Annotated in this window: 13 protein-coding genes; 5 read left to right on the top strand and 8 right to left on the bottom strand. The window is 68.2% G+C overall.

Translation table 11 applies throughout. The features are described from left to right. Positions 1-10: 10 nt before the first annotated feature. Genes IPU70_RS29355 through IPU70_RS29345 form a run of 3 tightly spaced genes read left to right on the top strand, consistent with a single transcriptional unit; the run spans position 11 to position 2,672 of the window. Entirely contained in the window at positions 11-964 is a 954-nt protein-coding gene (locus tag IPU70_RS29355; protein ID WP_371819129.1) for a metal ABC transporter solute-binding protein, Zn/Mn family, read from the top strand. Further along, positions 925-1,608, top strand: coding sequence for a DUF1007 family protein (locus tag IPU70_RS29350; protein ID WP_207472668.1), 684 nt, complete (start codon positions 925-927; stop codon positions 1,606-1,608). Before IPU70_RS29355 ends, IPU70_RS29350 begins: the two co-directional genes overlap by 40 nt. Before the next feature lie 17 nt (positions 1,609-1,625). Further along, positions 1,626-2,672, top strand: a complete 1,047-nt coding sequence (locus IPU70_RS29345; protein WP_207472702.1) for a nickel/cobalt transporter — start codon at positions 1,626-1,628, stop codon at positions 2,670-2,672. Positions 2,673-2,729: 57 nt separating this feature from the next. On the opposite strand, the gene xerC is transcribed toward IPU70_RS29345, so the two are convergent. The 5 genes from xerC to IPU70_RS29320 are packed head-to-tail and all read right to left on the bottom strand — an operon-like array spanning position 2,730 to position 7,160. Continuing rightward, a complete protein-coding gene (xerC, locus tag IPU70_RS29340; protein WP_207472667.1) occupies positions 2,730-3,725 on the bottom strand; it encodes a tyrosine recombinase XerC in 996 nt (331 codons plus the stop codon). Between the two features lie 18 nt (positions 3,726-3,743). Then, positions 3,744-4,421 (bottom strand): DUF484 family protein, encoded by a 678-nt coding sequence (locus IPU70_RS29335; RefSeq protein WP_207472666.1) that lies wholly within the window; start codon positions 4,419-4,421, stop codon positions 3,744-3,746. Positions 4,422-4,424: 3 nt separating this feature from the next. Next, positions 4,425-5,336 carry a diaminopimelate epimerase gene (gene dapF, locus IPU70_RS29330; RefSeq protein ID WP_207472665.1) on the bottom strand — a complete coding sequence of 304 codons (912 nt, stop codon included), beginning with the start codon at positions 5,334-5,336 and terminating at the stop codon, positions 4,425-4,427. Between the two features lie 30 nt (positions 5,337-5,366). Beyond that, positions 5,367-6,257, bottom strand: coding sequence for a lysophospholipid acyltransferase family protein (locus tag IPU70_RS29325; RefSeq protein ID WP_207472664.1), 891 nt, complete (start codon positions 6,255-6,257; stop codon positions 5,367-5,369). 36 nt (positions 6,258-6,293) lie between these two features. Next, on the bottom strand, positions 6,294-7,160 hold the full coding sequence (locus tag IPU70_RS29320; protein ID WP_207472663.1) for a lysophospholipid acyltransferase family protein: 867 nt from the start codon (positions 7,158-7,160) through the stop codon (positions 6,294-6,296). A 277-nt stretch (positions 7,161-7,437) separates the two neighbouring features. Here IPU70_RS29320 and metK point away from each other — a divergent pair, with 277 nt between their 5' ends. Next, complete coding sequence (gene metK / locus IPU70_RS29315; RefSeq protein WP_173144919.1) at positions 7,438-8,601, top strand: methionine adenosyltransferase; 1,164 nt, start codon at positions 7,438-7,440, stop codon at positions 8,599-8,601. 62 nt (positions 8,602-8,663) lie between these two features. Here metK and IPU70_RS29310 read toward each other — a convergent pair whose 3' ends face one another. Both IPU70_RS29310 and IPU70_RS29305 read right to left on the bottom strand, forming a co-directional pair. Continuing rightward, complete coding sequence (locus IPU70_RS29310) at positions 8,664-10,091, bottom strand: amidase (protein WP_207472662.1); 1,428 nt, start codon at positions 10,089-10,091, stop codon at positions 8,664-8,666. 78 nt (positions 10,092-10,169) lie between these two features. Next, positions 10,170-11,486, bottom strand: coding sequence for an MFS transporter (locus IPU70_RS29305; protein WP_207472661.1), 1,317 nt, complete (start codon positions 11,484-11,486; stop codon positions 10,170-10,172). An 81-nt stretch (positions 11,487-11,567) separates the two neighbouring features. Here IPU70_RS29305 and IPU70_RS29300 point away from each other — a divergent pair, with 81 nt between their 5' ends. Continuing rightward, the gene (locus tag IPU70_RS29300) at positions 11,568-12,572 is read left to right on the top strand and encodes an Lrp/AsnC family transcriptional regulator (RefSeq protein ID WP_207472660.1); all 1,005 of its coding nucleotides are present in this window, start codon (positions 11,568-11,570) and stop codon (positions 12,570-12,572) included. Positions 12,573-12,615: 43 nt separating this feature from the next. Here IPU70_RS29300 and IPU70_RS29295 read toward each other — a convergent pair whose 3' ends face one another. Next, the gene (locus IPU70_RS29295; RefSeq protein WP_207472659.1) at positions 12,616-13,539 is read right to left on the bottom strand and encodes a LysR family transcriptional regulator; all 924 of its coding nucleotides are present in this window, start codon (positions 13,537-13,539) and stop codon (positions 12,616-12,618) included. Positions 13,540-13,575 lie beyond the last annotated feature (36 nt).

The following is a 13,575-nucleotide window of genomic DNA, read 5'->3' as shown; positions in this document are numbered from 1 at the left end:
GAGATACGCCATGCGTTTCAATTCCCGGGCGCGCCGCCGCGCGCTGCTTGCCATGGCAGGCCTGTGCCTGTCGGCGTGGTTCGGAACGGCGCAGGCCGCCGAGCCGCTGAAGGTCGTCGCCAGTTTTTCCATCCTGGGCGACATCGTGCGGGAAGTGGGCGGAGACGACGTCAGCGTCGCTACGCTGGTGGGGCCGGACGGTGACGCGCACGAGTACGAGCCGACACCGGGCGACGCCAAGAAGCTGGCCGCCGCGCGCGTGCTGTTCGTCAACGGCCTGGATTTCGAGACTTGGATGCCGCGCCTGGCGAAGGCGTCGGGTTTTGCCGGCGCCACCGTGGTTGCCTCGCAGGGCGTGAAGCCGCGAAAGTTCGCGGGCGGTGGGCACGATGATGACGACCACGACCACGACCACGACCATGGCCACCAGCATGGCGACGCAGATCCGCATGCATGGCAGAACCTGGCCAACGGCGCCATCTATGCCCGCAACGTCGCGGAGGGGCTGGCAGCCGCGGATCCGGCGCGGGCCGACGCCTATCGTCAGCGCGCGCGGGCTTATGCCGCGCGCTTGCAGGCGCTGGACGCCCAGGTCCGCAAGACCTTCTCCGCGATCCCGGCCGAGCGTCGCAAGATCGTGACCTCGCACGATGCCTTCGGCTACTTCGGCGATGCCTACGGCGTGGCTTTCATCCCCGCCATGGGCGTGTCCACGGATGCGGAACCCGCGGCCCGCGAGGTGGCGCGCATCATCGAGCAGGTCAAGCGCGAGCGCGTGCCGGCGGTGTTCGTGGAGAACATCAGCAGCCCCCGGCTGGTCCAGCAGATCTCCCGCGAAACCGGCGCCAAGGTGGGTGGTACGCTTTATTCCGATGCCCTGTCCAAGCCCGGACAACCCGGCGCCACCTACCTGGAAATGTTTGAATGGAACGCACGTCAGCTTGCCGCGGCCATGCAGCCCTGATCGCGGCAGCAATGCTGCTGGCGGCCGGCGCTGCCAGCGCGCACCCGCATATGTGGATCGATGCCCGCGCGGCGATCGATATCGATGGACAGCAGCGCATCACGGCGGTGCGGCAGGTCTGGCGGTTTGACGAGATGTTCGGCGCCTATGCCACGCAGGGATTGAAGAAGGGCAAGGATGGTTCGCTGTCGCCCGAAATCCTGCAGGGCATGGCGCGGGACTGGATGCAGGCGCTGGGCGAGCCTATCTCGCATTACTTCACGCGCGTCACCGTGGATGGCAAGACGTCGGCCTTCGCGGCCCCGCAGGACGCGCGCGTCGACTGGAATCCGAAGACGACGCGGCTGACGCTGTCCTTCACCTTGCCGCTGGCCACGCCGGTGGCGCCGGGCGCCACCGGCGCGCAGGTGGACATCTACGATCCCACCTATTTCGTGGCCTACGCCTTCGATGAAAACGGCGCGGTTTCGCTCGGCGGGCAGGATGCCAAAGCCTGCACCTCAGCCTACCGCAAGCCCAAGGAACTGGATTGGAAAACCATGCAGCAACTGGCCGCGATCCCGGCCGACCCGGACGCCTTGCCGGACGAGCTTTTCGCCATCACCAAGGGGCTGACGCATCGCATCGAAGTGCGGTGCGAGTAGCGCTCGCGTTGTTGGCCGTGCTGTTGTTGGGCGCAGCCGGTGCGGTCGAGGCGCAAGGCGCGCACCCCTTCGGCGTGCCGGAGAGCGGAGCGGGCGTGGGCGGGCCGGGCTGGCTGGCCGGTTTCTTCGGCCAGGTGTCCGTCTGGCAAAGCCATTTCTACCGGCAGCTGACGGGCGCGGTGCGCGCCTGGCAGGCGGACGGCGGCGCGGCCTGGGCCTTGATCGGGCTGTCGTTTGCCTACGGCGTGTTCCATGCGCTGGGGCCTGGGCATGGCAAGGCGGTGATCTCTTCCTATGTGCTGGCCAACCGCCAGACCGCGCGCAACGGCGCGCTGCTGGCGCTGGCGTCCGCGCTGATTCAGGCGCTGGTGGCGATTGTGCTGGTGGCGGTGCTGGCGCTGATCTTCAACGCCACCGCTGCAACCATGAACAATGCGACGCGTTGGCTGGAGCTAGGCTCCTATGCGCTGGTGGCATTGCTGGGCGCGTGGCTGGTGTGGGTCAAGGCGATCCGTCCGCTGCTGCGGACCCGCGCGCGGCGCGCATCCGGGGATTCCATGCATGAGCACGAGCACTACAGCAGCCAGGCCCGCAGTCACGGGCAGGGCCGGCAGCATGAGTTGCAGCATGCTCACGCTCACGCCCCTGTCCATCACCACCACGATCACCATCACGACCACGATTGCGGCTGCGGTCACGCGCATGTGCCCGCGCCCGAACAGGTGTCAGGTCCGCTGAATTGGCGTCGCGCGGCAACGGCGATCCTGGCCGTGGGCTTGCGTCCCTGCAGCGGCGCGCTGATCGTCCTGGTGTTCGCTCTGGCGCAGGGTTTTTTCGTGGCGGGCGTGGCCTCGGCCCTGGCAATGGGCCTGGGCACCGGGCTGACGGTGGCGGCGCTGGCCTGCCTGGCGGTCGCGGCCGGCGGCGCGGCCACGCGTATCGGCAGCCGTCTGTCCGGCGTGGGCGCAGCGCGCCTGCGTTACGGCGTGGAGGCGCTGGCTGCTCTGGCGGTGCTGTTGCTGGGTGTGATGCTGCTGGGCGGTGTGATCGCCGGAGGCGGTTAGGACCAGTGCCGCGAACGTGCGGCGCCGCTTACGTATAGCGGCGTGGGCTCGACACGTTCAGGATTTGCGCCCGGCGCGCGGATGCGCCTGGTCGTAGGCGCGCGCCAGATGCTGGAAATCCAGCCGCGTGTAGATCTGGGTGGTGGAGATGTTGGCATGGCCCAGCATTTCCTGCACGGCGCGCAGGTCCTGCGCGGACTGCAGCACATGGCTGGCGAAACTGTGGCGCAGCACGTGCGGATGCACATGGGTGGGCACCCCGGCCTGTTGCGCGATGCGCGCCAGCTGCAGCTGCACCACGCGCGGCGAGATGCGGCGCCCGCGTGCGCCCAGGAACAGCGCGGCCGCGTCCTCGGGCTGCGCGGTGAATGGCGTGAGCTGCGGGCGCACCGCGATCCATTTGCGCAAGGCTTCCAGGGCGGCCTGGCCCACGGGCACCGAGCGGCGCTTGCCGCCCTTGCCCAGCACGACGACCTCGGCTTCGTCCAGGCTCAGCCAGCCGCGCGATTCGTAGTTGCCGGATCGTTCGTAGCGCAGGTCCAGCCCGACCAGCTCCGACAGCCGCAGGCCGCTGGAATAGAGCAGTTCGAACATGGCCTGGTCGCGCAGCGCGGCAGGTTCGGTCGCGACTTGCGCGGGCGCGCGGTCCAGCAGGGCCTGGGTCTGTTCCACCGACAAGGCCTTGGGCAGGCCGCGCGGCGCCTTCGGCGCGCGCACGCCCGCCACGGGATTGCCTGCGAGTTCGATGGCCGGGGCCCACCATTGATAGAAGCCGCGCCAGGCCGCCAGGGTGCGCGCCAGGCTGCGCGGCCCGCGGCCCTGGGCATGCAGGCGCGCCACGAACTGGCGGATGTGGCCGTTGCCGATCTGGTCCAGCGGCAGCTTGGCGTGGCCGGCAAGCTCGTGCAGGAAATGCAGTTCCCGGCGGTAGCCGTCCAGTGTGTGAGGCGAATAGCGCCGGTTGGTTTCCAGATGGCGCAGCCACGCGCTCATTGCGTCCGGCAGGGGAGTGTCGGGTGGGGCGGTGTCTTGCGCTTGCACGGTTTTCGGCATGGCGTCCGCCCGTCCCGGCTAGGCCTTGGGTGAGGCCGGATTCAGGCGATGCAGCGCCGCCGAAGCCAACTGGGCGATGGACTCCAGGAAGCTCGTACCCATTTCGGGCGTGAAGCGTTCGGCGTCGTCCGAGCCCAGCACCAGCAGGCCGACGGCAGGGCCGTCGGCTTCCAGGCGCAGGGGTACCAGCGCCAGCGACTTGGGCTTGGCGTCCAGCCAGCCGGCCGCTTCGAACTCAGTGTCGGTGCCGCAGTAGGGCGTCTTCAGGCTGTCGGTAAAGGTGCGCACGTCCTGGGTGACGGGCTCGCCATAGCCGGTGGCGGGCAATTCGGACAGGTCCCACAGGCGCAGCGCCACGTGGTTCAGCTCGAACTGTTCGGCCAGCCCCAGGGCGATCTCGCCCGGCACATGCTGCGGGTCGCATTCGGACAGCAGGCGGCAGCACCATTTGGCCACGTGCGTGCCGATGCTCTCATTGGCGGTGGCGTTGCGCACCAGCTCGTTGAGGCGCCACTCGAGTTCGCGGTTGCGTTCGCGCAGCGTCAGGATCTGGCGTTCGCCCAGCGAAATGGCGCGCGAGCCGTGCGGATGCGGCACTTGCAGCGTGGCGAAGACATCTGCGTGATCGTCGAAGAACCCAGGATTGTCTTGCAGGAAAGCAGCGATGTCCTGGGCGGTAATAGCGGTATCAGTCATGGCTTATCGGTTCAGTCCCATGGAGAAGACGAGCTTGTCGATGTCGACCTGCCCCGTGAAGACGGACTCGGCAGGGCCCGTCATGCGCAGCTGCTCGCCGTTCAAGGCGACGGTCAACACGCCGCCGCGCGCTTGCACGCGCACCGGCGAGTCCAGCAGGCCGCGACGGATGCCGGCCGCGACGGCGGCGCAGGCGCCGGTGCCACAGGCCAGCGTTTCGCCGGCGCCGCGTTCGAACACGCGCAGGCGGATGTTGTTGCGGTCCACGACCTGCATGAAGCCGGCGTTGACCCGGCGCGGGAAGCGCGGATGGGTTTCGATCAGCGGGCCGAGAACGGATACGGGCGCGGTGTCGACGTCGTCCACGACCTGCACGGCGTGCGGGTTGGAAATGGCCACGGCCGACAGCGCGACCGTGCGCGGCAGGCCGGCGGGCGCGTCCAGTTCCAGTTCCCACAGCGTGTCCTGGCCTTGGACGCGCGAGGCCAGGCCGGCGGTGTCAAAGGGCAGGGCGGCGGGCTCGAAGCGCGTGCTGCCCATGTCGACGGTGACTTGCTCGTCATCGCCTTGGTCCAGCACCAGGATGCCGGTGGCGATCTCGGCGCGCAGCGGGTTGCGGTCGGACAGGCCCTGCTCATGCACGAAGCGCACGAAGCAGCGCGCGCCGTTGCCGCAGTGTTCGACTTCGCTGCCGTCGGAATTGAAAATGCGATAGCGGAAATCGGCGTCGGGCCGGGTCGCGCGTTCGACCAGGAGGATCTGGTCGGCGCCGATGCCGAAATGCCGGTCGCCCAAGGCGCGGGCGCGCTCGGGCGTCATGTCGATGGTCTGGCGGACCCCGTCGAGCACGACGAAATCATTGCCCGCGCCATGCATTTTGGTGAAGTTCCAGTTCATCACCGGATTATCGCCCATATTGGGGCGCGAGCGGCGCGGGCCGCGGACTCAGTAGAGTTTGGGCTCGCCCGGTGGACGCGTCTTGAAGCGGCGGTGGACCCAGTAGTACTGGCTGGGGCAGCGGCGGACCCAGCATTCCAGCTCGCGGTTCAGGCGGGCGGTGGCATCTTCCAGGGAGTCTGTTCCGGGGAAGTCGGCCAGCGCCGGCAGTACTTCGATGTGATAGCGGCCGTTATCCGGATTCCAGAAGCCCAGGACGGGCATTACCACCGCATCCCATTTCCTGGCCAGCTGGGCGGTGGCGAGCAGGGTTGCCGCCGGGATGCCGAAGAAGGGCGCGAACACCGCGCCCTGGCGGCCGAAATCCATATCGGGCAGGTAATAGACAGGGCGGGGCGCGCGCAGGTGGCGGATCAGTTCGCGCACGCCGTCCTTGCGGCTGACCAGGAAAGACTCGTTGAAACGAGCCCGTCCTGCGGCCATGACGGCGTCGATGTTGGGGTCGCTTTGCGGGGTATACATGGTGGCGGCGCTGGGGATATCCATCGTCAGCCGGGTGCCGCCCGCGTCCATGGCGATGAAATGGGGCGCCAGCAGGATCACCGGCCGGCCTTGGGCGATCAGCTCGTTGACTTCGTCCACGCCGCTTAGCGTCACCATCTCCCTGACAGCCTCGGGCGTGCCGTACCAGAGCACGCCGCGGTCGACGATGGATTGCGCCAGCGCGCGGAAGTGGTCTGCGACCCACTGTTCGCGGACCTGTTCGGGCTGCTCGGGAAAGCACAGCTCAAGATTGCGGCGCACGATGCGCGCGCGCGACTTGACCAGCCGTGGCGCCAGCCAGCCCAGGCCCGCGCCGATGCGCAGCCGCGTCGATGGCTTGATGCGGGCGAACCATTTCAACAGGGATACCAGCGCGCGCGTTTTGAAATTAGTCATAGGGTAAGGAGAGTGGAGCGGACGGGGCGCGGCGGTTCAGTTGGCCGGGGATGCAGTGTCGGCGGCAGGTGCCGGCGGTGCGCCGCGCGGCGTCTTGTAGCGGTTGTAGCTCCAGAGGTATTGCTCCGGGCAGCGGCGGATCAGCGTTTCCATGGCGGCGTTGAGCAGCGCGGCTTGCGCTTCGGCGTCGGCAGGCAGCGGCTCGGGCACGCGCACGTAATGGATGCGCCAGCCCCGGCCCCCCGGCAGCCGTTCGCCCGCGGTCAGGATGATGGGTACGTTCGTCTGCGTGGCCAGCTTGCCCGGCAGCGTCATGGTGTAGGCCATGCGCCCGAAGAACGGCGCCCAGACGCCGTCGCCCACGCTGGGCGCCTGGTCGGGCAGCATGCCCACGGACTCGCCGCGGCGCAGGGCGCGCACGAACTCGCGCACCCCCTGCATATTGGCCGGCACGGCATTGACGGCCGAAGTGTTGCGAGCGGTTTCCAGCAGCGGCGCCAGGATGTCCTTGCGCGGCGGGCGGAACATGACCGTCATGGGCATCTGGCGGGCCAGGTACCGCGCCGTGATCTCGAAGCAGCCCAGGTGCGGCGTCAGGAACAGAATGCCGCGGTTTTCCGCGCGGGCCGCGCTGACCACCTCGTTGTCGTCCGAAATCACCTGGGCCAGGCTTTGTTCATTGCGGAACCAGACGCGCGGGCTTTCCAGGATCATGGCGCCGATTTCGCCCGCCGCGCGGCGCGCGAACGCCGGATCGGGGTAGCCGGCCTGGACCGCGTTGGCTTGCAGGCGCTGCCGGTATTTGCCTGGCCAGGCGTAGATCGCGCGCCCGGCGAGACGCCCCGCGGCGTGCGCGACGGACAGGGGCAGGGCGGCGAATAGTCTGAACAGGAAGAGCAGCATGCGGCAGGAAAGTGGAACGGGCGGGAAGTGAGCCTGGGACTGGGGGAATATGCTTAGACCCCCGGCTTTGGCGGCAGAACCGCATTTTCGCTTAAAATAGCGCAGTCGCCGAGTTAACCGACAACTTGCGGGGCGACGGCAAGGGTGTAGCGCTTTGCGCGCCTTTTGCCAAATCCGCTAAAGCGTCGCGCCCAGATTTGCGTATGTCATGCGGTCGGGGGTGCAACGCGCCTCGTGAACCTATGCGCCGGCTAAGCCGGCCACCAAGGACGCATCTGTGGCCAATAACGACTTTCTCTTTACTTCCGAATCCGTCTCCGAAGGGCATCCCGACAAGGTTGCCGACCAGATCTCCGACTCGATCCTGGACGCGATCTTCACGCAGGACCCGAATGCGCGCGTCGCAGCCGAGACGCTCTGCAACACCGGCCTGGTAGTGCTGGCCGGCGAGATCACCACCACCGCCAACGTCGACTATATCCAGGTCGCGCGCGATACGATCCGCCGCATCGGCTACGACAATACCGAATACGGTATCGACTACAAGGGCTGCGCGGTGCTGGTCGCCTACGACAAGCAGTCGCCGGACATCGCCCAGGGCGTGGACCGCAGCTCCGAGGACTACCTGAACCAGGGCGCGGGCGACCAAGGCCTGATGTTCGGCTATGCCTGCGACGAAACGCCTGACCTGATGCCCGCCCCGATCTGGTACGCGCACCGCCTGGTGCAGCGCCAGAGCGAGCTGCGCAAGGACGGCCGCCTGCCGTGGCTGCGTCCCGATGCCAAGTCGCAAGTGACATTCCGCTACATCGACGGCCGCCCGGCGGAAGTCGACACCGTGGTGCTGTCGACCCAGCACGCGCCGGAAGTCTCGCAAGAGACCATCCGCGAAGCGGTGATCGAAGACATCATCAAGCCCAGCTTCCCCGAAGGCCTGATCACGCCGCAAACCAAGTTCCTGGTCAACCCGACCGGCCGCTTCGTCATCGGCGGTCCGCAAGGCGATTGCGGCCTGACCGGCCGCAAGATCATCGTCGACACCTACGGCGGCGCTTGCCCGCACGGCGGCGGCGCGTTCTCGGGCAAGGATCCGTCCAAGGTTGACCGTTCGGCCGCCTACGCCGCCCGCTACGTGGCCAAGAACATCGTGGCCGCCGGCCTGGCGCGCCAGTGCCAGGTGCAGGTCAGCTACGCCATCGGCGTGGCCGAGCCCATCAACATCACCGTCTACACGGAAGGCACCGGTGTCATCCCCGACGACCAGATCGCCAAGCTGGTCCGCGAGCACTTCGACCTGCGTCCGAAGGGCATCGTCAACATGCTGGATCTGCTGCGCCCGATCTATGCCAAGACCGCCGCTTACGGCCACTTTGGCCGTTCGGAGCCGGAATTCTCGTGGGAAGCCACGGACAAGGTGCAGGAACTGAAGAAGGCCCTGTAAGCCTTTCTGATTCTGCAAGCACAGCCCCCGCACTGCGGGGGCTTTTTTCTTGCGTGCGGGGTTTACAGGCCCCAGGCCGACAGGTCGGGCCGGCGCGGCGCCGGGTCCAGCACCGGTTCCAGCGCAGCAGCGCAGTCCAGCAGTGCGGCATCGCCGCCAGCGGGCGCCAGCAGTTGCACCGCCATGGGCATGCCCTCGGTATCAAAGCCCGCCGGCAGCGAAATGGCGGCCGCGCCCAGGAAGTTGGCGGGGCGCAGCAGCTTGCCCAGTCCGGCGTGGCGCGTGTCGTCGGCGTCCAGCGTCTGCGCAGCCTGATCGCAGGCGGGCATCAGCAGGGCGTCCACTCCCTGCATGGCCTGCGCGAACGCGGCCATGTCGGCGGCGCGGCGTTGCAGCGCGGCTTCGTAGTCGGCTTGCGTGATGCGGCCGCCGGCTGCGATGCGCTTGCGCACCACTTCCCACAGCGGCTGGGCCGGGTCTTCGGCCAGCGCGCCGTAGTAGCGATAGGCCTCGTAGGCCAGCACCAGCGAGTTGTCATCCGCCATGCGGGCGAACGACAGGGCCGCGGGCGGATGCCAGGGCGTGGGCGTGTAGCCGGCCTGCGCCAGCTTTTCCTCGGCCTCGCGCCAGGCCCGCAGGCCGGTCTCTGCCAAGGGGGCGGGCCAGGCTTCGGGCGCCAGCATTGCCACCGGACCTGGGCCGCGCGCAGCCGGTGCGCGCAGGGCGGCGATGGCGCTTGCGGCAAAGCCCAGCGTGGCGGCGTCGTCGATGTCGGGGCCGGCCAGCAGTTGCGTCAGCAGGCGGGCGTCGGCCACATTGCGCGTGATCGGACCCAGCACGTCCAGCGTGTCCGACAGCGGCAGACAGCCGGCGCGGCTGATGACGCCGGTGGACGGTTTGTAGCCGACCAGGCCGTTCAGCGCCGCCGGCGCGCGCACCGAGCCGCCGGTGTCGCCGCCCAGCGCCAGGGGCGCCAGGCCCGCGGCCACGGCCACGCCGCCGCCGCTGGACGAGCCGCCCGGCGCGCGCGCCGCCTGTGCGTCCCAAGGGTTGCGCGCCGTGCCTTGCGTGGGATTCTGGCCTGAGAGTCCGAAGGCGAACTCGGTCATGCGGGTCTTGCCCAGCACCACCATGCCTTGCGCGGCCAGCTTGTGCAGCGGCGCCGCTGTTTCGCCGCTGATCCGGCCCAGCAGGGCGAGCGAACCCAGGCTGGCGCTGACGCCTTCCCATTGCACGCTGTCCTTCACCGCCACCGGCACGCCATGCAAGGGGCCCAGCAGCATGCCCGCGGCGAGCAGGCGGTCGGCGGCGTCGGCCTGGGCCAGCGCGCGCTCGGCCGTGACTTCGCTATAGGCAGAAAGCGCGGGGGCGCGCTCGATGCGGTCGAGGAAGTGGGTGGTGACCTGGCGCGAACTCAGTTCGCGCCGGCGGATGGCGCCGGCCAGGGCCTGGGCGTCTTGGAAGTGCAGGGCGGTGTCTTGTGCTGGCATGGGTCTCATCGGAAAAAGAAAAAGCTTTCCGGTCCTGCGGGAACCGGAAAGCGCGAGTGCGTGACGCTCGTCTTTGACTTACTTCAGGGTCTGGCCCTTGGTCTCGGGCATGCGGATGAAGGTGATCAGCGTGATCACGGCACCCGCCAGCACGTAGTAGAAGAACCAGCGCTCCATGCCCTTGCTTTGCAGCCAGGTCAGCAGATAGGGCGTGGTGCCGCCCAGCAGCGCCACAACCAGGTTGTAGGGCGTGCCGATGCCGACCGCGCGCACGCTGGTGGGAAACTGCTCGGACATGATGGCCGGCGCGATCGAGGTGTACATGGCGTACAGCACCAGGCCAAACAGTTCCACCGCCAGGATCGATCCGAACGAGGGGCCCAGCGTGGTCATCAGCGGATAGAAGAACACCAGGTAGCCGGCGGCGAAGAAGATCAGCTGCGGCTTGCGGCCGATGCGGTCGGACAGGATGCCGAACAGCGGCTGCACCAGCATGAACACGATCAGCGCGACGGTGTTGGCGGCGAACGCGGTCTTCGGGTCGGCGTGCACCTGGCGGATGGCGTAGGTGGGCACGTAGGCCACGAAGATGTAGAACGCGAACGTGGTCAGGATGGAGAAGCCCACGATGCGCAGCACTTCGCGCGGATGGTCGCGCAGCAGGGTGCGCAGCGGCTGCTTTTCGACGCCGGCCTTCTTGGCGTGTGAGAACGCCTCGGTTTCCGGGATCGAGCGGCGGATCCACATGCCGGCCAGGCCGCCCAGCGCGCCCAGGAAGAACGGAATGCGCCAGCCCCAGGCGGCCATCTCGGCCTTGCTCAGGGTCGAGGTCAGCACCCAGCCGATGGCGGACGCGGCCAGGATGCCCACGGCGGCGCTGAAGAACACGAAGCTGGAATAGAAGCCGCGCTTGTTGGGCGGCGCCATTTCCGCCAGGAAGGTCGTGGCCGAGGCATACTCCCCGCCCAGCGACAGGCCTTGCAGCAGGCGCGCGGCGGTCAGCAGCAGCGGAGCGGCCAGGCCGATGGCGGCATAGGTGGGGGTGACGGCGATGATCAGCGAGCCGCCGGCCATCATCAGGATGGTCAGGCCCAGCGCGGCCTTGCGGCCGTAGCGGTCGGAGAAAATGCCCAGCAGCCAACCGCCCACCGGACGCATGAAGAAGCCCACGGCGAAAATGCCGAACGTGGCCAGCAGGGCCGTGGTTTCGTTGCCTTCGGGGAAGAACTGGCTGGAAAAGAAAATGGCGAAGGACGCGTAGATGGTCCAGTCGAACCATTCGACGGCATTGCCTACACTACCGGCCAGAATGGTGCGCGCGCGAGAGACGGGCGCGGGGCCGGCCGAGGCGGCTGCCCCCTGCGGCTTGCGCAGGGGCGCTGATGTGCTGCTCATGAAAACCTCAAATAAGAATTTATTTTTGGTCAAAAAGACCGTTTAATTTTATGTTTTTATCAATGTGCGAACGTTAATTTAATGAATATGGACACGTCAAGTAAGGGTAAGCCCCTAGCTCCGGGGCTGGACGACACCGATCTCGCCTGCCTGATCGCGCTGCAGGCGGACCCGCGCGCGTCCTGGCGCGAGCTGGGCGCGGCGACCGGCATCGCCGAGCGCACCGTGGCGCGCCGCCTCAAGCGGTTGATGGATGCCGACGCCTTGCGTGTCATTGCCGAACCCGATCCGCTGGCCACGGGCCGCGGGGTGGTGCTGCATGCCTGGGTGCGCTGTCGTTCCGGCCGCGTGCCGGAGGTGGCGGACCAGCTGGCGCGGCTGGATATCAGCCAGCTGGTAGTCACGCTGGCCGGCTCGGCCGACCTGATGGCCGAACTGACCCTGGCGGACGCCGCCGACATGCCGGACGTGGTGACGCGCGTGCTGCCGTCCATCGATGGGGTGGAACATGTGGAAGCGCGGCTGGTGCTGCGGCCGTTCCGGCGCGCCGGCCAGTGGCGCATCCAGGCCCAGGCGGATGGCGCCGCAGCCGAGCCCACGCTGTCGCAGCCGCCCGCGGCCCTGACCGACGCTGAACAGCGCATGGTGGCCTACCTGATGCGCGATGGCCGCGCCAGCCTGGCGGAACTGGCCGAGCATGCCGGCGTCAGCGAGCCCACCGCGCAGCGCCTGCTGCACAACATGGTGGAGCGCCGCGCGCTCAGCTTCCGCGTGGAAGTGGAGCCGGCGCTGGTTGGCTTCCCGGTGGAGGCGGTGATTTCCGTGCAGGTGCGTCCGCAAGCCGTGGACGCGCTGGCCGCGCACCTGGCGCTGGATCCCAACACCCGTTGCCTGTTCGGCACCAGCGGCGCGTCGCAGCTGTTCTGGCACGTGCTGTGTCGCGACAGCCTGCATCTGTGGGACGTGGTGACGCGCCGCCTGGGCGAGCTGGACGGCGTGCTCAACAGCGAAGTCGGCGTGGTGATGCGGGCGCACAAGCGCTGCGGCATCGTGCGCGCCGGCGCGCGACTGGGGGCGGGCGCCTGACGGCTGCGTCAGGGCCGCCGCGGGACAGGACGCGAGCGCCTGTTCACCAGACCGCGGCGTCCGAACCCGGCGCGCGCAGATGCCGGGCGAAGCGCTGCGACAAGAACTCCACGAACGCAATGGTTTTGGCGGGCAGGTTCAGGCGTTCGGGGTAGAGCGCATGGATGTCGGCGGGCGGCGTGTGCCAGTCGGCCAGCACCACGCGCAAGCGGCCGGCGCGCAGATGATCCGCCGTTTCCCATTCCGATCGCATGACGATGCCGTGGCCGTCCAGCGCCCATTCCAGGGCGCTCTGGCCGTCATTGGAACTGAGCGGCCCGCGCACCTTCACGGTCTCCGCGCGCAAGCCCGATTCCAGGCGCCAGGTGCCATAGGCCACGTCGTTCTCGCGCACCACGATGCAGCGATGGCGTTGCAGGTCGCCCGGCGCGCGCGGTTCGCCATGGGTTTCCAGGTAGCGGGGCGAGGCGCATAGCAGCCGGCGGTTGGAGGCGATCTTGCGCGCGGTCAGGCGCGCGTCGGGCAGGTCGCCAAAGCGCACCGCCACGTCGAAGCCTTCCTCGATCAGATTCAGCGGCCTGTCGGTCAGGCGCATCTGCACTTCCACTTCCGGGTACTGACGCGTGAAGTCCGATACGGCGGGCACGATATGGGCGCGCCCGAAGCCGAAGGTCGCGTTCAGCCGCAGCAACCCTTGCGGCCGCGCGCGGGCGCTCGACACGGATCGCTCCAGCGCTTCCAGGTCCGTCAGGATGCGTCCGCCCTCGGCCAAGTACAGCTCGCCTTCCTGCGTGACGCTGACCCGGCGGGTGGTGCGGTTCAGCAGCCGCACGCCCAGACGCTGTTCCAGCTTGGCCAGGCGCGTGCTGACCGCGGGCGGAGTCAGGCCCAGTTCGCGGGCGGCGGCGGACAGATTGCCGTGCTTGACCACCAGCGAGAAGAAGGCAAGGTCGGAGAGGGCGTCCATGGGCTTATTTATAAACTGAATTTAATAAAACTTTAT

Source organism: Achromobacter sp. SD115 (assembly GCF_017355315.1).
GTDB lineage: Bacteria > Pseudomonadota > Gammaproteobacteria > Burkholderiales > Burkholderiaceae_B > Achromobacter > Achromobacter xylosoxidans_B.
The sequence above is the reverse complement of the archived record's forward strand: the minus strand, read 5'-3'. Positions and strand labels throughout refer to the sequence as shown.

What these genes read in the sequence shown, in the direction of transcription:
- IPU70_RS29355 (WP_371819129.1), top strand. Translation starts at nt 11, where the DNA reads ATGCGTTTCAATTCCCGGGCGCGCCGCCGCGCGCTGCTTGCCATGGCA.
- IPU70_RS29350 (WP_207472668.1), top strand. Translation starts at nt 925, where the DNA reads ATGGAACGCACGTCAGCTTGCCGCGGCCATGCAGCCCTGATCGCGGCA.
- xerC (WP_207472667.1), bottom strand. Translation starts at nt 3,725, where the DNA reads ATGCCGAAAACCGTGCAAGCGCAAGACACCGCCCCACCCGACACTCCC.
- IPU70_RS29335 (WP_207472666.1), bottom strand. Translation starts at nt 4,421, where the DNA reads ATGACTGATACCGCTATTACCGCCCAGGACATCGCTGCTTTCCTGCAA.
- dapF (WP_207472665.1), bottom strand. Translation starts at nt 5,336, where the DNA reads ATGGGCGATAATCCGGTGATGAACTGGAACTTCACCAAAATGCATGGC.
- IPU70_RS29325 (WP_207472664.1), bottom strand. Translation starts at nt 6,257, where the DNA reads ATGACTAATTTCAAAACGCGCGCGCTGGTATCCCTGTTGAAATGGTTC.
- IPU70_RS29320 (WP_207472663.1), bottom strand. Translation starts at nt 7,160, where the DNA reads ATGCTGCTCTTCCTGTTCAGACTATTCGCCGCCCTGCCCCTGTCCGTC.
- IPU70_RS29310 (WP_207472662.1), bottom strand. Translation starts at nt 10,091, where the DNA reads ATGCCAGCACAAGACACCGCCCTGCACTTCCAAGACGCCCAGGCCCTG.
- IPU70_RS29305 (WP_207472661.1), bottom strand. Translation starts at nt 11,486, where the DNA reads ATGAGCAGCACATCAGCGCCCCTGCGCAAGCCGCAGGGGGCAGCCGCC.
- IPU70_RS29300 (WP_207472660.1), top strand. Translation starts at nt 11,568, where the DNA reads ATGAATATGGACACGTCAAGTAAGGGTAAGCCCCTAGCTCCGGGGCTG.
- IPU70_RS29295 (WP_207472659.1), bottom strand. Translation starts at nt 13,539, where the DNA reads ATGGACGCCCTCTCCGACCTTGCCTTCTTCTCGCTGGTGGTCAAGCAC.